Here is a 23239-nt window from a genome sequence, read left to right as displayed (position 1 = left end):
GCGGCCGGAGGTGCTCGCGGCGATGGGCGCCCGCAGCCGCACCGGGTATGCGCTGAAGACCCTGCTCGCCGAGCCGGATCTGCTGGCGGCCACCCTGGATACCCTCGCGACACTGGCGACGACGTCGCGGCGCCAGCTGGTGCTCAGCGTGCCCTCCCCGGCACTCTGGCTGCGGTGGTCGCACGAGATCGCCGGCACGGCACTCGATTCCGTGGACGCCGACCGCGCCGACAGCGCATCGATGTACGTCGCCGAGTGGCTGGGCCACCTCGGCGGGGTGCCCGTGGCCCTCGTCCTGGCCGACGCCCGCGGGCAGGGTGTGGACGGAGAGCCCGAGCGGCTGGAAACCTACTCCGCGCTGACCAATGTGGTGTCCCATTTCGACTGGTCGGTGGCGATCCGCCACGACTCGGAGATCCGGAGCACCCCCGGCGGACCCGCGCTGGGTGTCCTCGGCGACGACTTCTGGACCGGCGATGCCGAGGTCCCCGACGCCGACGTCCTCGTCACCGCTATTCCCGGCTCGGCACCCCCCGAGCACGTTCTCGACCAACTCGCGAAGCTGAGCTGAGGAGCCTCAATGGACAAGACCGTGCACAACGCCGCCGAGGCCGTCGCCGGGATTCCCGACGGGGTCATGGTGGCCACGGGCGGTTTCGGCGTCTGCGGTATCCCCGCCACCCTGCTCGCCGCGCTGGCGGACCTGGGCAGCCGCGATATCACCCTGGTCTCCAACAACTGCGGCATCGCCGGCGTCGGCAACTCGCTGCTGTTGGAGAACCGGCAGATCAAGCGACTCATCGCCTCCTATGTCGGGGAGAACAAGGAGCTGGAACGCCAGTACCTGTCCGGGGAGGTGGAGATCGAGCTGAACCCGCAGGGCACCCTCGCCGAGCGGCTGCGGGCCGGGGGCGCGGGCATCGCGGCCTTCTACACCCGCAGCGGGGTGGGTACCCAGATCACCGACGGCGGGCTGCCGATCCGGTACGCGCCGGACGGGTCGGTCGCGCTGGCCTCCGCCGCGAAACCGGTCCGCACCTTCGACTGGGACGGCGCGCCGCAGACGTTCGTGCTCGAAGAGGCGCTGCGGCCCGACTTCGCGCTGATCCACGCCTACCAGGGTGACCGGCACGGAAACCTGGTGTTCCGCAAGGCCGCACGCAACTTCAATCCGTTGTGCGCCATGGCGGCCGGATTCACCGCGGCCGAGGTGGAGGAACTGGTCGAACCGGGTGAGCTCGACGCCGACGCCATCCACCTACCCGGGATCTTCGTGGATCGGGTGCTCCCGCTGACGGCCGCCCAGATCGCCGGCAAGGGCATCGAACGGCGCACCGTCCGCAGCGTCGCCGGCGGTGACGGTGATGGTGACCGTGTCGGTGACGGTGTTGCGGAGGTGGCGTGATGGCGTGGGATCGCGACCAGATGGCGGCCCGGGCCGCGGCCGAGCTCCGCGACGGCGACTACGTGAACCTGGGCATCGGGCTGCCCACCCTGGTTCCCGGGCATGTGCCCGACGACGTGCACATCGTGCTGCAGTCGGAGAACGGGATCCTCGGACTCGGCCCCTACCCCTTCGCGGGGCACGAGGATCCCGACCTGATCAACGCCGGCAAGGAGACCGTGACGACCCTGTCCGGGGCGAGCTTCTTCGATTCGGCCGCCAGCTTCGGGATGATCCGGTCGGGCCGGATCGACGCCGCGATCCTGGGTGGGATGCAGGTCAGTGCGCGCGGCGACCTCAGCAACTGGGTGGTGCCCGGGAAACTCGTCAAGGGGATGGGCGGGGCGATGGACCTGGTGCACGGCGCGAAGAAGGTCATCGTCCTGATGGAGCACTGCACCCGCCGGGGCGACCCGAAGATCCTGGACGAGAACACCCTCCCGCTGACCGGGGCGCGGGTGGTCAGCCGGATCATCACCGATCTGGGCGTGCTCGACGTCGACGACGCCGGGCTGCGGCTGGTCGAACTGGCGCCGGGCGTCGACGCCGCGCAGGTGCAACGGCGAACGGGTGCGCCGGTTCGGATCGACTGACCGCCGGTGGTCGAGCGGGCCGGGCCCGGCGGCTTCGCGGGGCGCCCACCTGCGGATCTTTGCTTAGTGGATCTTCAGAATCTCCGGTTAGGCTCGGGCGATGCTCGCCGGCCCGGACGCGGCGGCCGGACACCGCATCGCGCCGCACTCCACAGCCGCCGGCCCCGATCGGGTCGACGCGCTGACGGGTCTGCGCGCCCTGGCGGCCCTGCTGATCGTCGCCACCCACGCGGCCTTCGCCACGGGCCGGTTACCGCACGGTTTTCTCGGCACGGTCTACGCCCGGCTGGAGATCGGCGTGCCGGTCTTCTTCGCGCTGTCGGGGTTTCTGCTGTTCCGGCCCTGGGTGCGGGCGGCGGCCACCGCCGGCGCTCCCCCGCCGGTGCGCCGCTACGCCCGGCACCGGATCCGGCGGGTGATGCCCGCCTACGTGGTGGCGGTCCTGGCGACCTTCGCGGTGTACGCCGTGCACGCTCTGCACTCCGCGGGGCCCAATCCGGGACAGAGCTGGCACGGCCTGCTGCGCTACCTGACCCTGACCCAGATCTACACCGACGACTATCTGCTCACCTCCCTGCATCCGGGTCTGTCGCAGATGTGGAGCCTGGCCGTGGAGGTGTCCTTCTACGCGCTGCTGCCGGCCCTGGCCTACGGCCTGCTGACCGTGCTCTGCGGCGGTGCCTGGCGCCCCGGTCGGCTGCTGGCGGGGCTGGCCGGGCTGGCCGCCGTCGGCCCGGTGTGGCTGTTCGTCCTGCAGACCACCGACTGGCTGCCGAACTCGGCCGGGATGTGGCTGCCGGCGCATCTGGGCCCGTTCGCCGGCGGCATGGCGTTGGCGGTGCTGCACGTTCACCGCGCGAGGTGCCGGCCCCGGGTGGTGCTGGCGCTGGCGGCGGCCGGGTTTCTGGCCGCCTGCACCCCGCTGGCCGGCGGCGTCACACTGGGCCCGGTCGCGGTGTGGCAGCCGGTGGTCAAGGCCGCGCTGTACGCCGCGGTGGCGACCCTGGTGCTGGCACCGCTGGTCCTGGCGCCGGTTCTGGCGCCGGTTTCGGGGCCGGTTTCGGGGCCGGTTTCAGGGCCGGTTTCGGGGGGCGCGGGGGTTCCCGGCTACCGCCGCCTGCTGGGCAGCAGACCCGTGGTGTGGCTCGGTGAGATCTCCTACGAGATCTTCCTTTTGCACGTGGTGGTGATGGCGGTGGCGATGAGCGTGGTGCTGCGCTGGCCGCTGTTCACCGGTTCGACGGCCGGGCTGTGGGCCCTGACGCTGGCGATCACCCTGCCGTCGGCCTGGCTGTTGCACCGGCTGACCGCGGCCGCCCCGGCTCAGACCAGGGCGCGCAACGCCGGGACCAGCAGCCGCAGCGCCCGCCCGCGGTGCGAGGCGGCGTCCTTGTCCTGCGGGCTGAGCTCGGCCGCCGAACGGTCCGAGCCGTCCGGCACGAAGATGGGGTCGTAGCCGAAACCGCCGGCGCCGCGGGGCGCGCGGGCGATCACCCCGGGCCACTCCCCGCGCACCACGTGCTCGTCGGCGAGCTGGTCGCCGGAGACCAGTGCGCAGGCCGACACGAACGCCGCGCCGCGCCGCTCGTCGGGGATGTCGGACATCTGGGCCAGCAGCAGCTGCAGGTTGGCCTCGTCGTCGCCGTGCCGTCCCGACCATCGCGCCGAGAGCACCCCCGGCATCCCGTTGAGGGCCTCCACCGCCAGCCCGGAGTCGTCGGCCACACACGGCAGGCCCGTGGCCAGGAACCCGTCGCGGGCCTTGGCCAGGGCGTTGGACTCGAAGGTCGCGCCCGTTTCGGGGGCCTCCGGGTAGGGCGGCACGTCGCTCAGCGACAGCAGCTCCAGACCAGACACGCCCGCACCGTCGAGGACCCGGCGCAGTTCGGCCAGCTTCTTGGGGTTCCGGCTGGCGACCAGGATCCCGGTCAGTTGCCGAATGCCTTCTTCGGGGCCGGCCCCTCGGGCAGCACGCCGGGGTAGGGCGCCTCCAGGGCCGTGCGCTGGTGGGCGAACAGCTGATCGCAGGCGGCCAGCGCCGCGTCCAGCAGTTTGTCCAGAGTGGAGCGCGGGAAGGTGGCGCCCTCGCCGGTGCCCTGGACCTCCACCAGGGTTCCGGTGTCGGTGGCCACGACGTTCATGTCGACCTCGGCCCGCGAGTCCTCCTCATAGGGCAGGTCGACACGCACGCGACCGTCGACCACGCCGACACTGACCGCGGCGATCGCGCACGACAGCGGCCGCGGGTCGGACAGCTTGCCGGCCGCACCCAGGTAGGTGACCGCGTCGGCCAGGGCCACATAGGCGCCGGTGATCGCGGCGGTGCGGGTGCCGCCGTCGGCCTGCAGCACATCGCAGTCGATGGCGATGGTGTTCTCCCCCAGGGCCCGCAGGTCGATGCAGGCCCGCAGCGAGCGGCCCACCAGCCGGCTGATCTCCTGGGTGCGCCCGCCGAGGCGGCCCTTCACCGATTCGCGGTCCGAGCGGGTGTGCGTGGCCGCGGGCAGCATGGCGTACTCCGCGGTCAGCCATCCCAGCCCGGACCCCTTACGCCAGCGGGGCACCCCCTCGGTGACCGAGGCGGTGCACATGACGCGGGTCTCGCCGAACTCCACCAACACCGATCCGGCGGGGTGGGAGGTGAATCCACGGGTCAGGACTATGGGGCGCAGCTCGTCGTCGAGACGGCCGTCTTCGCGGCTGGACACGCCGCCAACCCTAGCGCCGCGCACGCCGTCCCGATCCACCCGTCCCGATCGATTCGGTACTCAGATCGTGAATCCGCGCCGAAAGTGGATCCCAGTACCGAATCGATCGGTGCGGGTCGGCGGGTGACGGGGTCGGCGGGTGACGGGGTCAGCGGGTGGAGGAGATGTCGAACGTCTCGCCGCACACCACGGCGCGGACGGGGCCGTCGAACTCCGCCTTGGCCTCGCTGATGATGTCCTCACGCGACGTCCACGGCGGGATGTGGGTGAGCAGCAGCTCCGAGACCCCCGCCTTGGCGGCGACCTGCCCGGCCTCGGTGCCCGACAGGTGGATGTGCGGCGGCCGGTGGTCCGGGTCGTGCGTCCAAGATGCCTCGCACAGGAAGGCGTCGGCATCGCGGGCGAGGTCGACCACCGAATCACAGATGCCGGTGTCGCCGCTGTAGACGAGCACCGCGCCCGAGGAGTCGGTGATCCGCAGACCGTAGGACTCGGTCGGGTGCGACACCAGCCGGGGATGCACGGTCAGCGACCCGATCTGCACATCGACGCCGTCCTCCCAGCTACGGACGTCGAAGATGTCGCTGAAGTCGTCGATCTCGCCACCCTCGGGCGCCGACGCCGCCCCCAGCCGCGACCAGGTGTCCGAGGGCCCCCACATCATCGCCCGCCCCGGCGGCGGGGTGGGGTGATAGCGCCGCCACACGAAGAGTCCGGGCAGGTCCAGGCAGTGATCGGCGTGCAGGTGCGACAGCAGGATGTGGACGTCACCGGGGTCGGCGTAGCGCTGCAGCGCCCCCAGCACGCCACCGCCGAAATCGAGGACCAGCGGCGGTGTTCCCGGTGCGGTCAGCAGATATCCCGAGGCAGGCGAATCCGGGCCGACGACACTGCCCGAGCATCCCAGCACCGTGATTCGCACACTCATTAGCTTGCCATGCCCATATCACCGATGAGAAAAACATCACCCTAATCGGCGGCGCGAATCACTTATCCGGTGCCGACGTGACGGCGGACCGGCACCACCCCCGTGACCGCCGGGCCGAGGAAACGCGCGGCCAGCCGCTGAAAGGCCGCCGGATCTCCGGTGGCCTCGAAGGACAGCGAGGCCGGGGACGCGTCGTGCGGTCTCAGCAAATCTTCCTCGGTGAGCACCCGCAGCAGGTCCTTGGCGGTCTCCTCCGCCGACGACACCAGCGTCACCTGCTCGCCCATGGCCAGCTGGATCAGCCCCGAGAGCAGCGGGTAGTGCGTGCACCCGAGCACGAGGGTGTCCACCCCGGCGCGCTGCAGCGGCTCCAGATACCCCTCGGCCAGGCCGAGCACCTGCCGGCCGCTGGTGACACCGCGCTCGACGAAGTCGACGAAACGCGGGCAGGCCACCGCAGCGACCTCGGTGTCGCGCGCCGCGGCGAAGGAGTCCTGGTAGGCCCGGGAGGCGATGGTGGCCCGGGTCCCGATCACCCCGATGCGGCCGTTGCGGGTGGTCGCCACGGCCCGCCGCACCGCGGGCAGGATCACCTCCACCACCGGGACGTCGTAGCGTTCCCGGGCGTCGCGCAGGCAGGCCGCCGAGGCGGTGTTGCAGGCGATCACCAGGGCCTTGACGCCGCGACCGACGAGATCGTCCATGATCGCCAGCGCGTGTGCGCGGACCTCGGCGATGCTCAGCGGCCCGTATGGCCCGTTGGCGGTGTCCCCGACGTAGACGAGGTTCTCGTCGGGAAGCTGGTCGATGATCGCCCGGGCGACGGTCAGTCCGCCCACCCCGGAGTCGAACACCCCGACGGACGCCTGCTGGTCGCTCATGAGGACGGCCCGCTCATGAGTACGGTGAGGGGCCGGCCAGCTTGGACGTCGCGCGGGCCCGGCGCTCGGGGCCCGACAGCCAGTAGGCCGCCAGCACCCCCGCGACGGCGCCGGACAGATGCCCCTGCCAGGACACCCCACCGCAGCGGTCCAGCACCGGCACCGCGCCCAGCAGGATGCCCCCGTAGACGAACAGCACGACGATGCTGGTGACGATCTGCCAGATGTGCCGGGTGAACCAGCCGAACACCAGCAGGAACGTCAGCCACCCGAAGATCAGGCCGGAGGCGCCGATGTGGATGGTCCCGTAGGCGCAGCGCCCGATGTCGCCGATGAGCCACGTTCCGAGGCCACCGAGGATCCAGATGATGGCGGTGGCCCAGACGAACCGGGAGATGCCCGCCAGCGTCACCAGGAACCCCAGGACCAGCGCCGGCAGCGTGTTGGCGGCCAGGTGCTGCCAGTCGGCGTGCAGCAGCGGCGCGAACAGGATGCCTTCCAGCCCGTCGAGTTCCAGCGGACGGATGCCGTTGCGGTCCAGCCGGTGGTCGGAGAGCTGGTCGAACAGTTCGATCAGATACAGCAGCGCGACGAAGGTCAGGATCGTGGCGCCGCCGACCTTCCAGGCCGGACGCTTGGCAGGTGGCGGCGTCGCGGGCTGTCCCGTCATGCCCATAGCTGCCCTTCCAGCGCTTCCTCGGCGTCATCCAGGCTACCGCTGTAGGCGCCGGTGGACAGGTACTTCCATCCCGCGTCGGCCACGATGAAGGCGATGTCGGCGCGCTGGCCGGCCTTGACCGCCTTGGCCGCCATCCCCAGCGCGGCGTGCAGGATCGCGCCGGTGGAGATCCCGGCGAAGATCCCCTCGGTGCGGACCAGCTCGCGGGTGCGCTTGACCGCCTCGAACGAGCCCACCGAGAAGCGCGTGGTCAGCACGCTGGGGTCGTAGAGCTCGGGGATGAAGCCCTCGTCGATGTTGCGCAGCGCGTACACACCCTCGCCGTAGCGGGGTTCGGCGGCCACGATCTGGACGTCGGGGACCCGCTCGCGCAGGAAACGGCCGGTGCCCATCAGGGTGCCGGTGGTGCCCAGGCCGGCGACGAAGTGGGTGATCTCGGGCAGGTCGGCGAGCAGCTCGGGGCCGGTGCCGTAGTAGTGCGCGTCGGCGTTGGCCCGGTTGCCGTACTGGTAGAGCATCACCCACTCGGGGTGCTCGGCGGCCAGCTGTTTGGCGGTGGCCACCGCGGTGTTGGAGCCGCCCTCGGCGGGGCTGAAGATGATCCGCGCCCCGTAGAGCTCGAGCAGCTGGCGCCGCTCGATGGAGGTGTTCTCCGGCATCACGCAGATCAGGTGGTAACCCTTGAGCTGGGCGGCCATCGCCAGCGAGATGCCGGTGTTTCCGCTGGTCGGCTCCAGCACCGTGTCGCCGGGCCTGATCAGCCCTTCCCGCTCGGCCTGCTCGAGCATGCGCAGCGCCGGCCGGTCCTTGATCGACCCGGTCGGGTTGCGGTCTTCCAGCTTCGCCCACAGCCGCACGTGCCGGCCGTCGGCATCACCGTCCCACCGCGGCGAGAGCCGCTGCAGACCCACCAGCGGGGTGTGCCCCAGGGCGTCGAGCAGCGAGTCGTAGCGGGTCAAGCTCAGCCACCTGCCACCGCGGGCAGGATGGTCACCGAATCGCCGTCCGAGATCTCGGTGGCCAGCCCGCCGGAGAAGCGGACGTCTTCGTCGTTGACGTAGATGTTGACGAAGCGCTGCAGCTTGCCCGGGTTGGCGGAGTCGACGAGCCGCTCGGAGATGCCCGAGTAGTTCGACTCCAGGTCGCTGATCACGTCGCCCAGGGTGGCACCCTCGGCGCTGACGCGCTTCTCGCCGCCGGTGTGGGGTCGCAGGATGGTGGGGATGGACACGGTAACCGCCATGGCCAGGCTCTTCTTTCTCTATCGGGTCGTCGCTGTCGGGTCGTCGCTATCAGGTCGTCGCTGTCGGGTGGTGCTCGCGGGTGTTCGTGGTCTCGAGGTCAGTCGTCCGGGTAGGCGTCGACGATCCTGACAGGTTCCTCGGTCACGACGCCGTCGCGGATCCGGTAACTGCGCACCTCGTCGTGGTCGGGGTCGCGGGTGGACACCAGCACGTAGTGGGCGTCGGGCTCGGCGGCGTAGGAGATGTCGGTGCGGCTGGGGTAGGCCTCGGTGCCGGTGTGCGAGTGGTAGATCACGATCGGAGCCTCGTCGGCGTCGTCCATCTGCCGCCACACCCGCAGCTGCTCACCGGAGTCGAACCGGTAGAAGGTCGGTGAACGCTCGGCGTTGACCATCGCCACGAACCGTTCGGGACGGTCGGCCCCCTCGGGTCCGGCAATCACCCCGCAGGCCTCGTCGGGGTGGTCGGCCCGGGCGTGGGCGACCATAGCGTCGACGAGGTCAGCACGAATCACCAACACGACTGCGATAACTCCGTTCCGTCCAGTCCGACTAGTCGAATGCTCCGGGCAACATGCCGCGGTAGGTCGGTATTCCGGCCACCGGTGCGGCGGCCAGCACACCGGCCAGCACCGCGCGGGCCAGGACGTCGGCCGCCGCGGCACCCACCCGGGTGACCAGCGTGGTCTCCGGCGACATCGACGCCGGGGTGTCCTCGGCCGGCGGTACCTGCACGGCGCCGGTCGCCAGTGCGAATACGGTATCGCCGTCGATGGAGGTGTGGCACGGCCGGATGGCGTGCGCCAGCCCGTCGTGGGCGGCCACGGCCACCCGCCGGCAGCCCGCCGGGCTCAACGCGGCGTCGGTGGCGACCACGGCGATGGTGGTGTTCAGCGGGCTGAGCTCCCGGTCACGCGCGGCGAAGGCGGCGACCTGCTCCGGCGCGGGCGGGCGCAGCCCGAACTCGCGGGTGAGGTGGGCCATCCAGGGCAGCCCCGTCGCCGGGTCGGCGACGGTGCCCGCGCAGTTGACGATGACCACGGCGCCGACGGTCACACCGATGTCGGGCAGCGTCAGCGACGCCGTTCCGGTGCCGCCCTTGAGCACGCCGGCGCGGGCGCCCGCCCCGGCGCCAACCGAACCCTGGGCAACCTCGCGGCCAGCGGATTCTGCTGCGGCATAACCGAATTCGGAGGTCGGACGGCGGTCCCAACCCCCGACAGGCAGATCGAAGACCACCGCCGCGGGCACGATCGGCACCAGTCCCCCCTGCATGGCGACACCGCGGCCGCGGCGCTCCAGCCAGGTCATCACGCCGTCGGCGGCGGCCAGGCCGTAGGCGCTGCCGCCGGAGAGCACGACCGCGTCGACATGGCGCACACTGTTGGCCGGGTCCAGCAGGTCGGTCTCGCGGGTCCCCGGCGCGCCCCCGCGCACGTCGACGGCACCGACCGTCCCCGGCGGGGTCAGCACGACGGTGGTGCCCGTCGCCCACCCCGAACCCAGGGTGGCGTCGGAGTCGATCCGGTGGTGATGGCCGACCAGAATGCCGCCGACATCGGTGATCGATCCGGTCACGGGAGCACCGCCACCGGTCTGCTCGAGCTCATCGGCCCTACTTCCCCATCAGGGCCAGCACCAGGTACTCCTGCAGCACCGTGAGCCAGTGGTAGACCTCCAGATGCCCGGCCATCGGATGCTCGGGCGCCAGCCGGTCCGGGGTGTCGGGATCGATGTCGAGCATGGTGCCCAGCGCCAGCCGCACGTCGTTGACCGCGGCGATCCAGGCGTTGGCGTCGTCCTCGGAGATCTCCAGCCGCCCGCCGCCGGACGGGCAGGTGGACAACACCCGCGCCGCGGCGTCGCGCTTGGCGTCGATGATCTCGGGTTCGTGCAGGCTGCGCAGGGCGCTGTTGAGGCTGTCGGCGGTCCCCGACCCGGCGGGATGGTCGGTCTGGGGCCGGTAGAAGTCCGGCAGGATCCGCGCCATCGTGTCGTCCTCGGGTGGGCTGGAGTGCCCGGTGCGGATCCCGGTCAGCTCGGAGAGCTCATCTCGGGGCGCGTCCTCCTCGCGCTCGTCGAGCATCCCGACGATCGAGCCCACCATGTTGTGCAGCAGAGCGGCCTCGTGCGGTTCCAGGGCCGAGCGGAACCGGGGGCCGTCGGGAGTGTTGACCCGCTTCCATTTACGCACCGTCGCGTCAGCGGTCCTGCTGCATGGTGGCCCACAGCCCCGCGGCGTGCAGCTTGGTGACGTCGACTTCCATCGACTCTCGGGTGCCCGACGACACCACGGCCTTGCCCTCGGTGTGCACCTGCATCATCAGCTTGGTGGCGTGCGGCTCGGAGTAGCCGAACAGCTTCTGGAACACGTAGGTCACGTAGTTCATCAGATTGACCGGGTCGTCCCAGACGATGGTGACCCACGGCCGCTGCGTGGAACCCGTCTCCTCGCCGTGCCGTTGCCCGACTGACCCCGGCGTGGTCGATGCTGGCGCAGCCATGGGTCCCAGGATAGCGAGCTTGGCGTGGCGCAAGAAACCGCACGTAGCAGCCGTTACCGTGTCGTTGTGACAGTGGGTCTGCTGACGGACAAATATGAGCTGACGATGCTGTCGGCGGCGCTGCGGGACGGCACCGGGCAGCGGCGCACGACATTCGAGCTGTTCGCGCGCCGGCTGCCCGAGGGACGCCGCTACGGCGTGGTGGCGGGCACCGGGCGACTGCTGGACATGCTGGCCGACTTCACCTTCGGCGACGCCGATCTGGCGGTGCTGGCCGAGTTCCTCGACGCGCAGACCATGGATTTCCTGCGGGACTTCCGGTTCCGCGCCGACATCGACGGCTATCCGGAGGGCGAGCTGTACTTCCCCGGTTCGCCGGTGCTCTCGGTGTCCGGCACGTTCGCCGAGTGCGTGCTGCTGGAGACGCTGGCGCTGTCGGTGCTCAACCACGACACCGCCATCGCCTCGGCCGCGGCCCGGATGGTCAGCGCCGCGCAGGGGCGCACGCTGATCGAGATGGGCTCGCGACGCACCCACGAACGCGCCGCGGTGGCCAGCGCGCGGGCGGCCTACGTCGCCGGTTTCGACGGCACCTCGAATCTGGAGGCGGCGCGCAGCGCCGGGGTGCCGGCCCTGGGCACCAGCGCCCACGCGTTCACCATGCTCTACGCCGGCCCGGGCGGCCCCGACGAGTTGGCGGCCTTCCGCGCCCAGGTGGCCGCGCTGGGCGTCGGGACGACGCTGCTGGTCGACACCTACGACGTGACCAGCGGCGTGGAGAACGCGATCGCGGCCGCGGGGGTGCAGCTGGGCGCGGTGCGCATCGACTCCGGTGACCTCGGCGTGCTGGCGCGCCGGGTCCGCGCGCAGCTGGACGGGCTGGGCGCCACCGGGACCAGGATCGTGGTCTCCGGCGACCTCGACGAGCACGCGATCGCCGGGTTGCGCGCCGAGCCGGTGGACTCCTACGGGGTGGGCACGTCGCTGGTCACCGGGTCGGGTGCCCCCACGGCCAGCATGGTCTACAAGCTCGTCGAGGTCGACGGGACACCGGTGACCAAGCGCAGCAGCCACAAGGAGTCCCACGGCGGGGCGAAGGCGGCCACGCGGGTGATGCGCCGCTCGGGCACCATCGTCGAGGAGGTCGTCCACCCCGCCGGCGCGCCCCCGCACCTGGATGAACCGGCCCGCCGGGTCACGGTGCCGTTGGTCCGTGCCGGGCAGGTGGTGGCCGACACGGCCGTGGCCGACGCCCGGGCCCGGGTCGCCGAGGGGCTGGTCAGTCTGCCGTGGGAGGGCCTCAAGCTCTCCCGCGGCGAGCCGGCCGTCCCGACCCGGATCATCGAGCCGTGACGGAGGCGCGCTCCGCTTCCACGCCGGCCGACTCCCGGGCGGCCGACTCGCCGGTGGCCGGCCTGCTGGGCCGCGCGGTGGCCGCGGTCGGCGGCACCGAACGCCCGGGCCAGATCGCGATGGCCGAGGCCGTCGCTCACGCATTCACCTCCGGGGAACACCTGGCGGTGCAGGCCGGCACGGGTACCGGGAAGTCGCTGGCCTACCTGGTCCCGGCGCTGGCGCTGAGCGCCGGCGAGGAGCGCGGACCCGTCGTGGTCTCCACCGCGACGATCGCGCTGCAGCGCCAGCTGGTCGACCGCGACCTGCCCCGGCTGGCCGACGCCCTGTCCGGCGCGCTGCCCCGCACGCCCAGTTTCGCCCTGCTGAAAGGGCGGGGAAATTACCTGTGCCTGAACAAGATTCACAACGGGTCGGCCGGCGACGCCCAGCCCGAGGAGGCCGACCAGGAGGAGCTCTTCTCCCCGATGGCCGCCTCCGCGCTGGGCCGGGATGTGCGTCGGCTGCTCGACTGGGCCGAGGAGACCAGCACCGGGGACCGCGACGAACTCAAACCCGGTGTGCCCGAGCGTTCCTGGGCTCAGGTCAGTGTCTCGGCACGGGAATGCCTGGGAATGTCGCGCTGCCCCTTCGGCACCGAGTGCTTCTCCGAACGCGCCCGCGGGATCGCCGGAACCGCCGACGTCGTCGTCACCAACCACGCCCTGCTGGCCATCGACGCCATCGCCGAGGCCAACGTGCTGCCCGAACACGAACTGCTCGTCGTCGACGAGGCCCACGATCTGGTGGACCGGGTGACCGGCGTGGCCACGGCCGAGCTGACCTCGGCCGCACTCGGCGCGGTGGCCCGGCGGGCGGGCCGGCTGGTCGGCCCCGAGCTGACGCAACGCCTGGAGGCCGCCGCGGCCACCCTGTCCTCGGTGCTCCACGAGCTGCCCGCCGGCCGCCTCGACCGGCTCGACGACGAGTTGGCGACCTGCCTGGCCGTCCTGCGCGACGCCGCCCACGCCGCGCGCGCGGCGATCAACCCGGCTCCGGCGGACCCCAGGGCGGCCGCGGCCCGTACCGAGGCCATCGCCGCACTGGGCGACGTCCACGACACCGCCGCGCGGATGCTGGACTCCTTCGGTCCGCCCATCGCCGAGCGCACCGACATCGTCTGGCTCGACCACGAGGACTTCCGCGGTTCGCCGCGCAGCGTGCTGCGGGTCGCTCCCCTGTCGGTCGCCGCGCTGCTGCGCCAGCGTCTGTTCGGGCGCGCCACCGCCGTGCTGACCTCGGCGACGCTGACCCTGGGCGGGTCGTTCGACGCGATGGCCCGGGCGTGGGGCCTGCTCGCCGACCCCGCCGACCCCGGCGATTCCGGCGATTCCGCCGAGCCCGCCGAGCCGGCACCGGCCGGCACCGAACGCACCCCGCCGGCGCCACGGTGGCGCGGCCTCGACGTCGGGTCACCGTTCGACCACGCCAGGGCGGGCATCCTCTACGTCGCCCGGCAGCTGCCACCCCCCGGCCGCGACGGCACCGGGTCGCCGGAGATGCTGACCGAGATCGAGGAGCTCGTGACCGCCGCGGACGGCCGCACGCTGGGACTGTTCTCGTCGATGCGCGCCGCCCGCGCGGCCGCCGAGGCGATGCGGGAGCGCCTGGACACCCCGGTGTTGTGCCAGGGCGACGACACCACCGCGACGCTGGTCGAACGTTTCGCCGGGGACCCGCAGACGTCGCTGTTCGGCACGCTGTCGCTGTGGCAGGGCGTGGACGTACCCGGCCCGTCGCTGTCGCTGGTGCTCATCGACCGCATCCCGTTCCCCCGCCCGGACGACCCGCTGCTCACGGCGCGGCAGCGGGCCGTGGCCGCCCACGGCGGCAACGGCTTCATGACGGTGGCCGCCAGCCACGCCGCGTTGCTGCTGGCCCAGGGCGCGGGCCGGCTGCTGCGCGGCACCGACGACCGTGGTGTGGTGGCGGTCCTGGACTCCCGGATGGCCACGGCGCGCTACGGCGGCTACCTGCGGGCGTCGCTGCCGCCGTTCTGGCAGACCACCGATCCCGCGGTGGTGCGCGCCGCGCTGCGCCGGCTGCGTGCCGCGCCGCCGGAACCCGACGGCCCGGGCACCGGCTGAGCGACCCGCCGGCCCCGGCCAACGGCACCGTCGCGGCGGCGGGTTCGCACTATCCTGGCAGCCGGCGGGGCCCTGACCCCATCGGCGGCCCGGATGGCCCGAGAACGCGAAAGAGGCACCGCAGATGCGTCCACGGATCCGTCGCCTCCTGGCAGTGGCCCTGGCGGGCACCGCGCTGGCCGGATGCGCCTCCGTGGTCGACGGTAAACCGGTCTCGGTCTTCGCCGACCCGTTCAAGGTGGCGGGCATGCAGGCCGTCGACGGCCCCTCCGGCCTGCGCCCCGACGCCCCGCACGAGTTCCGTGCGGTGGAGGGCACCAACGACGGCACGGTCGACACGGTGGCCGGCCAGTCCGTCACCGACATCGAGGAGTTCTGGGAACAGAGTTTCAGCGAAACCTTCCCCGGTGCCTTCACCCCGGTGACCTCGGTCGTCTCCTGGGACGCCAACGACTACGACGGCCAGTTCTGCGACGAGGACACCTACGGCCTGGTCAACGCGGCGTTCTGCCCGCTGGACAACACTATCGGCTGGGACCGCGGCGAGCTGATGCCGTCGCTGCGCCGCGCCAACGGCGACATGGCGATCACCATGGTGCTGGCCCACGAGTACGGCCACTCGGTGGCCCGGCAGGCCAAGCTGACGCGGCGCACGACCCCGACGCTGGTGTCCGAACAGCAGTCCGACTGCTTCGCCGGGGTGTACCTGCGCTGGGTCGCCGAGGGAGACTCACCGCGGTTCAGCCTGAGCACCGCCGACGGGCTGAACAACCTGCTGGCCGGCATGATCTCGTTCCGCGATCCGCTGCCGTTCTCCGACGAGGCCGGAATCGACGACGACGAACACGGTTCGGCCTTCGAGCGCATCTCGGCGTTCCAGTTCGGCTTCACCGACGGGGCCGCCGCCTGTGCGGCCATCGACGCCAAGGAGGTCAAGCAGCGCCGCGGCGACCTGCCGGTGGAGCTGCAGACCGATCAGAGCGGGGAATGGCCGGTCGACGAGGAGTCGGTCAACGCGATCGTCGAGGCGATGACCATCCTGTTCGACCCGGCCGAGCCGCCGGCACTGACCCTGGACGCCCCGGCGGACCGGCGGTGCCCCGACGCCCGGCCGTCGCCACCGGTCTCCTACTGCCCGGCCACCAACACCATCGCGGTCGATCTCCCCGCCCTGCAGGAGATGGGCACGCCGTCCGGCGACGCCGACGCCGATGCGACGCTGTCGGGGGACAACACCGCCTATTCGGCGCTGATGTCGCGCTACATGCTCGCGCTGCAGAACCAGCGCGGGGCGCAGCTCGACGACGCCAGCGCGGCGCTGCGCACCGCGTGCCTGACCGGGGTCGCCACCACCAAGCTCGCCCACGAGGTCAGCACCCCCGACGGCAACACCGTGGCCCTGACCGCCGGCGACCTCGACGAGGCGGTGGCCGGCCTGCTGACCAACGGCCTGGCCGCCAGCGACGTCAACGGCGAGACGGTGCCCTCGGGGTTCGCCCGCATCGACGCCTTCCGGGTCGGCGTGCTCGGCGACACCGACCGCTGCTTCAAGCGGTTCCGCTAGCCGGCCCCGATCAGATCAAGCCAGCGTCACCAGTCCCAGCTCGCTGTCGCCGGCGAGCAGGTCGTTGTGCGGGAGCACCCGCACGGTGTAGCCGACCGTTCCGGCCACCGGCACCGCGGTGGTGGTCGAGAAGTAGTGGACACCTCCAGCACCACCGGCGCCACCAGCACCACCGGCGCCACCACCAGCACCATCGACGCCGCCGGTGTGCTGCATCGGCACACTGACCGGGTCCAGCAGATCGTCGGTTCCGTTGACGCGGCCCAGCTCGGCGTGCACGACGACCTCGTCGGGGCGCAGCCCGGCCAACTCGACGGCCGCGGTCAGCGTCAGCGTGCAGCCCAGCACCGGGGTGTCGGGCAGCCCGGTGCTGTCGACGTCGGTGATCGTGACGCGCGGCCAGGCGGCGGCCACCCGCCGCCGGTAGTCGGCCAGCTCGCGGGCCGGGGCGAAGTCGCCGGCATCCGTGCCGGCGGTGCGCCGGTAGGAGGCGGCCGCCGCCACGTAGTAGCCGTCGGTGTAGTCGCGGACCATGCGCGAGGCCAGCACCTTGGGCCCCAGCGCCTGCAGCGTGTGGCGCACCATCTCCACCCAGCGGACCGGCACACCCGCCTGGTCGCGGTCGTAGAACTTCGGTGTCACCGACCTCTCCAGCAGGTCGTAGAGTGCGGCGGCCTCCAGATCGTCGCGGCGGCCCTCGTCGGTCAGCCCGTCGGCGGTGGGGATCTCCCAGCCGTTCTCGCCGTCGTACCACTCGTCCCACCAGCCGTCGCGGATGGACAGGTTCAGCCCACCGTTGAGCGCGCTCTTCATGCCCGAGGTGCCGCAGGCCTCCAGCGGCCGCAGCGGGTTGTTGAGCCACACGTCGCAGCCCCAGTACAGCAGCCGGGCCATCGACATGTCGTAGTCGGGCAGGAAGGCGATGCGGTGGCGCACCTCCGGACGGTCGGCGAAACGCACCACCTGCTGGATCAGCGCCTTGCCGCCGTCGTCGGCGGGGTGGGACTTGCCCGCCACGATCAGCTGCACGGGGCGTTCCGGGTCGAGCAGGATGCGCTGCAGGCGGTCGGGATCGCGCAGCATCAACGTCAGCCGCTTGTAGGTGGGAACCCGGCGGGCGAACCCGACCGTGAGCACGGCCGGGTCGAAGGCCTCGGCGATCCAGCCCAGTTCGGCCTCGGCGGCCCCGCGCTCCAGCCACGACCGGCGCAGCCGGGCCCGCACGTCATCGACGAGCAGGGACCGCAGCTGGGAGCGGATCCACCACAGGTGCCCGGTGTCGACCTGCTGCAGGCGCTGCCAGATCGCGGGCTCGGACAGTTCCGACAGCGAATTGCCGCCGACGAGTTCGCGGGCCAGCTCCATCCACTGCGGTGCCGCCCAGGTCGGCGCGTGCACCCCGTTGGTGATCGACCCGATGGGCACCTCCCCCGGATCGAAGCCCGGCCACAGCTCGTTGAACATCTCCCGGCTGACCCGGCCGTGCAGCAACGACACCCCGTTGGCGCGCTGCGCCAGCCGCAGCCCCATGTGCGCCATGTTGAACTTGCCCGGGTCGTCCTCGGCGCCGAGGGCCACGATCCGGGACAGGGGCACCCCGGGCAGCAGCGGGTGCGGGCGGTCGTCGGCGAAGTAGCGGGACACCATCTCCACCGGGAACCGGTCGATACCGGCCGGCACCGGGGTGTGTGTGGTGAACACCGTCGCGGAGCGCACCAGGGTCAGCGCGGTGTCGAAATCCAGGCCGGCGGTCGACATGTACTCGCGGATGCGCTCGGCTCCCAGAAAGCCCGCGTGGCCCTCGTTCATGTGGAACACCTCGGGGGCCGGCAGCCCCTCCCGGGCGACGTAGGCGCGGACCGCCCGGACACCGCCGACGCCGGCCAGGATCTCCTGCTTGATGCGGTGCTCCTGGTCGCCGCCGTAGAGCCGGTCGGTGATCGAGCGCATCTCGTGGTCGTTCTCGCCGATGTCGGAGTCCAGCAGCAGCAGCGGCACCCGGCCGACCTGGGCGACCCACACGCGGGCACGCAGCTGAGCGCCCTGGGGCATGGCCAGGTCGATGAACACCGGCTCCCCGTTCGGGGCGCTGAGCAGGCGCAACGGCAACCCGTGCGGGTCGACCGCCGGATAGGTCTCGTGCTGCCAGCCGTCGGCGGTCAGCGACTGCCGGAAGTAGCCGGAGCGGTACAGCAGGCCCACCCCGATCAGCGGCAGGCCCAGATCGGAGGCCGACTTCAGGTGGTCACCGGCGAGGATCCCCAGCCCGCCCGAATAGTTCGGCAGCACCTCGGACACCCCGAACTCCATCGAGAAGTACGCGATCCCGTTGGGCATGGACCGCCCGGCCTCGGCCTGCTGCTGGTACCACAGCGGCCGGCTCAGATAGTCGTCGAGGTCGGCGGCCAGCCCGTCGAGCCGGCCGGTGAAATCCGCGTCGGCGGCCAACTGATCCAGCCGGCCCGGGCTGACCGCACCGAGCAGCGCCACCGGATCCTGCCCCACCTCGGCCCACAGCCGCTCGTCGATGGCGGCGAAGAGCCGCTGCGTGGGTGTGTCCCACGACCATCGCAGGTTGGTCGAGAGCCGCTCGAGCGCCGCCAACCGCTCGGGCAGGTGGGCACGGACGGTGAACCTGCGCAGGGCCTTCACACGCTCACACACTACTGAGCGGGGACCGCTTCGGCGGGCGGGTCCGGCAAACTCCGCACGTCCGTTTGCCGGCGCGACGGGCCACGTTCATCGGGTCTCCTTCGACGCCGCCGCGCACTACGGTGTGAGAAGGACCCGAAGTGGTTAAACGAAGAACGAGTCAGCACGAGAAGACCGCAACACGACGCGCGGCGGCAGTCGCGCCACTGACACCAGTTGAGGAGAGCTCGGGTGCCCGGTCGCATCGCAATCGACGACGTCCAGCCCGTCATATCCGGCGGCCGGTACCCGGCCAAGGCGGTCGTCGGGGAGGTGATTCCGGTCTGCGCGACCGTCTGGCGCGAGGGCCACGACGCGGTCGCGGCCACGCTGGTCGTGCGCTACCACGGTCCCCGCTACCCCGAGCTCGCCGACGGTCCCCCAAAGGTGTCCCCGAAGCTGTCCCCGCAGGTGGAGCCGGTACCCATCGCGGAGGTCGTCGCGTCCTCGGCCCGGGTCAAGCCGCAGCGGTTGCCGATGAGCACCGGACGCACCCCCGACGTGTTCCACGGGCAGTTCGTCCCCGACGCGGTGGGCCTGTGGACGTTCCGGGTCGACGGTTGGGGTGACCCGATCGCCACCTGGCGCAAGGCGGTGACCGCCAAGCTCGACGCCGGCCAGAGCGAGGCCGAGCTGTCCAATGACCTCATCCTGGGTGCCCGGCTGCTCGACCGTGCCGCCACCGGGGTACCCCGCCAGGACCGCTACCCGCTGGTGGAGGCCGCGGCCCGGCTGCGCGAACCCGGTGACCCGTTCATGCGGGCGGCCGCGGCGCTGTCGCCCGAGCTGACCGGTCTGCTCGACGCCTATCCGCTGCGCGAGCTGGTCACCCGCGGTGAGGCCTACGGGGTGTGGGTGGACCGGCCGCGGGCCCGGTTCGCCTCCTGGTACGAGATGTTTCCGCGGTCCACCGGGGGCTGGGATTCCGAGGGCCGCCCGCTGCACGGCACGTTCGCCACCGCGGCCAAGGCACTGCCGCGCATCGCGCGGATGGGTTTCGACGTGGTCTACCTGCCACCGATCCACCCGATCGGCAAGGTGCACCGCAAGGGCCGCAACAACACCGTCACCGCGGTGCCCGGCGACGTCGGCTCGCCGTGGGCGATCGGCAGCGACGAGGGCGGGCACGACGCCATCCACCCGGAGTTGGGCACCATCGAGGATTTCGATGAGTTCGTCAGGGCAACAACCGATCTCGGGATGGAGGTGGCCATCGATCTGGCGTTGCAGTGCGCGCCGGACCACCCCTGGGCCAAGGACCACCGGCAGTGGTTCACCGAACTGCCCGACGGCACCATCGCCTATGCGGAGAATCCGCCGAAGAAGTACCAGGACATCTATCCGCTGAACTTCGACAACGATCCCGCCGGGCTCTACCAGGAGGTGCTGCGGGTGGTGCGGCACTGGATGGACCACGGGGTGAAGACCTTCCGGGTGGACAATCCGCACACCAAGCCACCGGATTTCTGGGCCTGGCTGATCGCGGAGGCCAAGAACATCGACCCGGACGTGCTGTTCCTCTCCGAGGCGTTCACCCGCCCGGCGCGCCTGTTCGGGTTGGCCAGGCTGGGGTTCAGTCAGTCCTACAGCTACTTCACGTGGCGCACGGCCAAGTGGGAGATCGTCGAGTTCGGCCGGCAGATCGCCGAGCACGCCGACGAGGCCCGCCAGAACCTGTTCGTCAACACGCCCGACATCCTGCACGAGAGCCTGCAGCACGGCGGCCCGGGCATGTTCGCGATCCGGGCCGCCCTGGCCGCGACGTTCAGTCCGCTGTGGGGCGTGTACTCGGGCTACGAGCTGTTCGAACACCAGCCGGTGCGGCCGGGCAGCGAGGAGTACCTGGACTCGGAGAAGTACGAACTGCGCCCCCGTGACTTCGACGGCGCGCTGGCGCGTGGCGAGTCCCTGGAGCCGCTCATCACCCGGCTCAACGAGATCCGGCGCGTACACCCGGCACTGCAGCAGAACCGCACCATCAGGTTCCACCACATCGACAACGATGCGCTGCTGGCCTACAGCAAATTCGATCCCGTCACCGGCGACTGTGTGCTCGTCGTTGTGACGCTCAACGCATTGGGCCCCGAGGAGGCCACATTGTGGTTGGACATGGGAGCACTGGGTAGAGAAACCTACGACCGGTTCTGGGTGCGCGACGAGATCACCGGAGAGGAATACCAATGGGGTCAGTCCAACTTCATCCGGATCGATCCCGCCCGGGCGGTCACCCACATCGTCAACATGCCCACGATTCCCGAAGAAGCGCGCGCGCTGCTGCTGCGCCGCGAGTGAAAGGAACCGACCGATGACCGGCACTGAGGCAGTCAGCCAGCACCTCGCCCCCGACCCGTCGGACCTGGACCGACTGGTGTCGGGAACCCACCACGACCCACACAGCGTGCTGGGCGCCCACGAGTACGACGAGCACACCGTGATCAGGGCGTACCGGCCACACGCCGAGTCCGTCACGGCGCTCATCGGCGACGAGCAGTACCCGCTGCACCACATCGACTCGGGCCTGTTCGCCGTCGCGGTGCCGTTCGTCAACCTCATCGACTACCGGCTGGAGGTCGGCTATCCCGGCGGGGACGGTGTGCACGTGCACAAGACCGCCGACGCCTACCGGTTCCTGCCCACGCTCGGGGAGATGGACCTGCACCTGTTCGCCGAGGGCCGCCACGAGCGGCTCTGGGAGATCCTCGGTGCCCATCCCCGCTCCTTCGAGACCCCCGACGGCCGGGTCGACGGTGTGTCGTTCGCGGTGTGGGCGCCCAACGCCAAGGGCATCAGCCTGATCGGCGAGTTCAATCACTGGAACGGCACCGACGCGCCGATGCGGGTGCTGGGTTCGACCGGGGTGTGGGAACTGTTCTGGCCCGGCTTCGCCACCGACGGTCTCTACAAGTTCCGGGTGCACGGCGCCGACGGGTCGGTGACCGACCGCGCCGACCCGATGGCCTTCGCCACCGAGGTGCCCCCGCAGACGGCCTCGCGGGTGGACGTCAGCAGCCACGTCTGGGGCGACGACGCCTGGATGACCCAGCGGGCGGCCAAGAACCCGGTCTTCGAGCCGATGAGCACCTACGAGGTGCACCTGGGGTCGTGGCGACCGGGTCTGACCTACCGCCAGTTGGCCGACGAGCTGACCGACTACGTCACCGAGCAGGGTTTCACCCACGTGGAGTTGCTGCCGGTCGCCGAGCATCCGTTCGGCGGCTCCTGGGGGTACCAGGTGACCTCCTACTACGCCCCCACGGCGCGGTTCGGCAGGCCCGACGACTTCCGCTACCTGGTCGACTCGCTGCATCAGGCCGGCATCGGCGTGATCGTCGACTGGGTGCCGGCACACTTCCCCAAGGACGCCTGGGCGCTCGGCCGCTTCGACGGCACCCCGCTCTACGAGCACGCCGACCCCCGCCGCGGCGAACAGCTCGACTGGGGCACCTACGTGTTCGACTTCGGGCGCCGCGAGGTGCGCAACTTCCTGGTGGCCAACGCCCTGTACTGGCTGCAGGAGTTCCACATCGACGGGCTGCGGGTGGATGCGGTGGCCTCGATGCTCTACCTGGACTACTCACGTCCCGAGGGCGGCTGGACGCCGAACGTCTACGGCGGGCGCGAGAACCTGGAGGCCGTGCAGTTCCTGCAGGAGATGAACGCCACCGTCCACAGGAGTGCGCCCGGGATCGTCACCGTCGCCGAGGAGTCCACCTCCTGGCCCGGGGTCACCCGCCCGACAAATCTTGGCGGCCTTGGTTTCTCGATGAAGTGGAACATGGGCTGGATGAACGACACCCTGGACTACATCAGCCGCGACCCGATCTACCGCAGCTATCACCACCACGAGATGACGTTCTCGATGCTCTACGCGTTCAGCGAGAACTACGTGCTGCCGATCAGCCATGACGAGGTGGTGCACGGCAAGGGCACACTGTGGGGCCGGATGCCCGGAAACGATCACGTCAAGGCCGCCGGTCTGCGCAGCCTGCTGGCCTACCAGTGGGCCCATCCCGGCAAGCAGCTGCTGTTCATGGGCCAGGAGTTCGGCCAGCGCGCCGAGTGGTCCGAGGAACGCGGGGTGGACTGGTTCCAGCTCGAGGAGAACAGCTACTCCGACGGCATCCAGCAGATGGTGCGCGACCTCAACGCGATCTACCGCAGCCATCCCGCGCTGTGGACCCAGGACACCAAGCCCGAGGGCTACTCCTGGATCGACGCCAACGACTCCGCCAACAACGTGCTGAGCTTCCTGCGGTTCGGCAGCGACGGGTCGGTGATCGCGTGCGCGTTCAACTTCTCCGGCTCCGAGCACAGCAGCTACCGGCTCGGGCTGCCCCATGCCGGCCGCTGGCGCGAGATCCTCAACACCGACGCCACCCTCTACAACGGTGCGGGTGCGGGAAATCTCGGCGGTGTCGACGCGACCGAGGAGCCCTGGCACGGACGTCCCGCCTCGGCGCCGGTGGTGCTGCCGCCCACCTCGGCGATCTGGCTGGCGCCCGAACAGGAGCGCTGACGACACACT

General features: G+C 71.1%; 20 protein-coding genes and 1 pseudogene. 9 read left to right on the top strand and 12 right to left on the bottom strand.

The features are described from left to right. From CSR00_RS21890 to CSR00_RS21875, 4 genes and pseudogenes are all read left to right on the top strand, one after another. The coding region (locus CSR00_RS21890) for a hypothetical protein (protein WP_218014526.1) at nt 1-571 on the top strand (571 nt) is incomplete at its 5' end. Nucleotides 572-580: 9 nt separating this feature from the next. Beyond that, nucleotides 581-1405, top strand: coding sequence for a CoA transferase subunit A (locus CSR00_RS21885; RefSeq protein ID WP_099024530.1), 825 nt, complete (start codon nt 581-583; stop codon nt 1403-1405). Beyond that, entirely contained in the window at nt 1405-2037 is a 633-nt protein-coding gene (locus CSR00_RS21880) for a 3-oxoacid CoA-transferase subunit B (RefSeq protein WP_099024529.1), read from the top strand. The genes CSR00_RS21885 and CSR00_RS21880 overlap by 1 nt, the downstream gene beginning before the upstream one ends. A 100-nt stretch (nt 2038-2137) precedes the next feature. Beyond that, nucleotides 2138-3346, top strand: a pseudogene (locus CSR00_RS21875) (acyltransferase family protein); the annotation flags it as partial. 14 nt (nt 3347-3360) lie between these two features. On the opposite strand, the gene rdgB reads toward CSR00_RS21875, so the two are convergent. The 11 genes from rdgB to clpS form a co-directional block, all read right to left on the bottom strand. Then, nucleotides 3361-3969 carry an RdgB/HAM1 family non-canonical purine NTP pyrophosphatase gene (gene rdgB, locus CSR00_RS21870; protein WP_099024528.1) on the bottom strand — a complete coding sequence of 203 codons (609 nt, stop codon included), beginning with the start codon at nt 3967-3969 and terminating at the stop codon, nt 3361-3363. Beyond that, nucleotides 3966-4745 (bottom strand): ribonuclease PH, encoded by a 780-nt coding sequence (rph, locus tag CSR00_RS21865; RefSeq protein WP_099024527.1) that lies wholly within the window; start codon nt 4743-4745, stop codon nt 3966-3968. Before rph ends, rdgB begins: the two co-directional genes overlap by 4 nt. A 148-nt stretch (nt 4746-4893) precedes the next feature. Then, nucleotides 4894-5673 (bottom strand): cyclic nucleotide-degrading phosphodiesterase, encoded by a 780-nt coding sequence (locus CSR00_RS21860; RefSeq protein ID WP_099024526.1) that lies wholly within the window; start codon nt 5671-5673, stop codon nt 4894-4896. A 62-nt stretch (nt 5674-5735) separates the two neighbouring features. Further along, the gene (gene murI / locus CSR00_RS21855) at nt 5736-6554 is read right to left on the bottom strand and encodes a glutamate racemase (RefSeq protein WP_099024525.1); all 819 of its coding nucleotides are present in this window, start codon (nt 6552-6554) and stop codon (nt 5736-5738) included. 13 nt (nt 6555-6567) lie between these two features. Next, entirely contained in the window at nt 6568-7230 is a 663-nt protein-coding gene (locus CSR00_RS21850; protein ID WP_176562186.1) for a rhomboid family intramembrane serine protease, read from the bottom strand. Further along, nucleotides 7221-8192 carry a cysteine synthase gene (locus CSR00_RS21845; RefSeq protein WP_099024524.1) on the bottom strand — a complete coding sequence of 324 codons (972 nt, stop codon included), beginning with the start codon at nt 8190-8192 and terminating at the stop codon, nt 7221-7223. The genes CSR00_RS21850 and CSR00_RS21845 overlap by 10 nt, the downstream gene beginning before the upstream one ends. Nucleotides 8193-8194: 2 nt before the next feature. Further along, nucleotides 8195-8476 carry a MoaD/ThiS family protein gene (locus CSR00_RS21840; protein WP_099024523.1) on the bottom strand — a complete coding sequence of 94 codons (282 nt, stop codon included), beginning with the start codon at nt 8474-8476 and terminating at the stop codon, nt 8195-8197. A 98-nt stretch (nt 8477-8574) separates the two neighbouring features. After that, on the bottom strand, nt 8575-8997 hold the full coding sequence (locus CSR00_RS21835) for a M67 family metallopeptidase (RefSeq protein ID WP_099024522.1): 423 nt from the start codon (nt 8995-8997) through the stop codon (nt 8575-8577). A 31-nt stretch (nt 8998-9028) separates the two neighbouring features. Then, the gene (locus CSR00_RS21830) at nt 9029-10054 is read right to left on the bottom strand and encodes a P1 family peptidase (protein ID WP_099024521.1); all 1026 of its coding nucleotides are present in this window, start codon (nt 10052-10054) and stop codon (nt 9029-9031) included. 37 nt (nt 10055-10091) lie between these two features. Continuing rightward, entirely contained in the window at nt 10092-10670 is a 579-nt protein-coding gene (aosR, locus tag CSR00_RS21825) for an oxidative stress transcriptional regulator AosR (RefSeq protein WP_099024520.1), read from the bottom strand. 7 nt (nt 10671-10677) lie between these two features. After that, nucleotides 10678-10989, bottom strand: a complete 312-nt coding sequence (clpS, locus tag CSR00_RS21820; RefSeq protein WP_099024537.1) for an ATP-dependent Clp protease adapter ClpS — start codon at nt 10987-10989, stop codon at nt 10678-10680. A gap of 15 nt (nt 10990-11004) precedes the next feature. Between clpS and CSR00_RS21815 the strand changes: the two genes are divergently transcribed. The 3 genes from CSR00_RS21815 (at nt 11005) to CSR00_RS21805 (ending at nt 16023) form a co-directional block, all read left to right on the top strand. Continuing rightward, nucleotides 11005-12333, top strand: coding sequence for a nicotinate phosphoribosyltransferase (locus tag CSR00_RS21815; protein WP_099024519.1), 1329 nt, complete (start codon nt 11005-11007; stop codon nt 12331-12333). Next, nucleotides 12330-14459, top strand: a complete 2130-nt coding sequence (locus tag CSR00_RS21810) for an ATP-dependent DNA helicase (RefSeq protein ID WP_407662498.1) — start codon at nt 12330-12332, stop codon at nt 14457-14459. The genes CSR00_RS21815 and CSR00_RS21810 overlap by 4 nt, the downstream gene beginning before the upstream one ends. A 124-nt stretch (nt 14460-14583) precedes the next feature. Further along, the gene (locus CSR00_RS21805) at nt 14584-16023 is read left to right on the top strand and encodes a neutral zinc metallopeptidase (RefSeq protein ID WP_099024518.1); all 1440 of its coding nucleotides are present in this window, start codon (nt 14584-14586) and stop codon (nt 16021-16023) included. Nucleotides 16024-16038: 15 nt separating this feature from the next. Here the strand turns inward: CSR00_RS21805 and glgP are convergent, their stop codons facing one another. Next, complete coding sequence (gene glgP / locus CSR00_RS21800) at nt 16039-18675, bottom strand: alpha-glucan family phosphorylase (protein WP_099024517.1); 2637 nt, start codon at nt 18673-18675, stop codon at nt 16039-16041. 231 nt (nt 18676-18906) lie between these two features. Here glgP and CSR00_RS21795 point away from each other — a divergent pair, with 231 nt between their 5' ends. Continuing rightward, nucleotides 18907-21006: an alpha-1,4-glucan--maltose-1-phosphate maltosyltransferase gene (locus tag CSR00_RS21795; protein WP_099024516.1), complete on the top strand. Its 2100-nt coding sequence runs from the start codon at nt 18907-18909 to the stop codon at nt 21004-21006. A 13-nt stretch (nt 21007-21019) separates the two neighbouring features. Further along, on the top strand, nt 21020-23230 hold the full coding sequence (gene glgB / locus CSR00_RS21790; RefSeq protein ID WP_099024515.1) for a 1,4-alpha-glucan branching protein GlgB: 2211 nt from the start codon (nt 21020-21022) through the stop codon (nt 23228-23230). Nucleotides 23231-23239: the final 9 nt, after the last annotated feature.

It is taken from the genome of Mycolicibacterium palauense (assembly GCF_002592005.1).
Classification (GTDB): Bacteria; Actinomycetota; Actinomycetes; order Mycobacteriales; family Mycobacteriaceae; genus Mycobacterium; species Mycobacterium palauense.
The sequence above is the reverse complement of the archived record's forward strand: the minus strand, read 5'-3'. Positions and strand labels throughout refer to the sequence as shown.

Excerpts from the sequence above, each read along its gene's own strand:
- CSR00_RS21885 (WP_099024530.1), top strand. The coding sequence starts at position 581 with ATGGACAAGACCGTGCACAACGCCGCCGAGGCCGTCGCCGGGATTCCC.
- CSR00_RS21880 (WP_099024529.1), top strand. The coding sequence starts at position 1,405 with ATGGCGTGGGATCGCGACCAGATGGCGGCCCGGGCCGCGGCCGAGCTC.
- CSR00_RS21860 (WP_099024526.1), bottom strand. The coding sequence starts at position 5,673 with ATGAGTGTGCGAATCACGGTGCTGGGATGCTCGGGCAGTGTCGTCGGC.
- murI (WP_099024525.1), bottom strand. The coding sequence starts at position 6,554 with ATGAGCGACCAGCAGGCGTCCGTCGGGGTGTTCGACTCCGGGGTGGGC.
- CSR00_RS21850 (WP_176562186.1), bottom strand. The coding sequence starts at position 7,230 with ATGGGCATGACGGGACAGCCCGCGACGCCGCCACCTGCCAAGCGTCCG.
- CSR00_RS21840 (WP_099024523.1), bottom strand. The coding sequence starts at position 8,476 with ATGGCGGTTACCGTGTCCATCCCCACCATCCTGCGACCCCACACCGGC.
- CSR00_RS21805 (WP_099024518.1), top strand. The coding sequence starts at position 14,584 with ATGCGTCCACGGATCCGTCGCCTCCTGGCAGTGGCCCTGGCGGGCACC.
- glgB (WP_099024515.1), top strand. The coding sequence starts at position 21,020 with ATGACCGGCACTGAGGCAGTCAGCCAGCACCTCGCCCCCGACCCGTCG.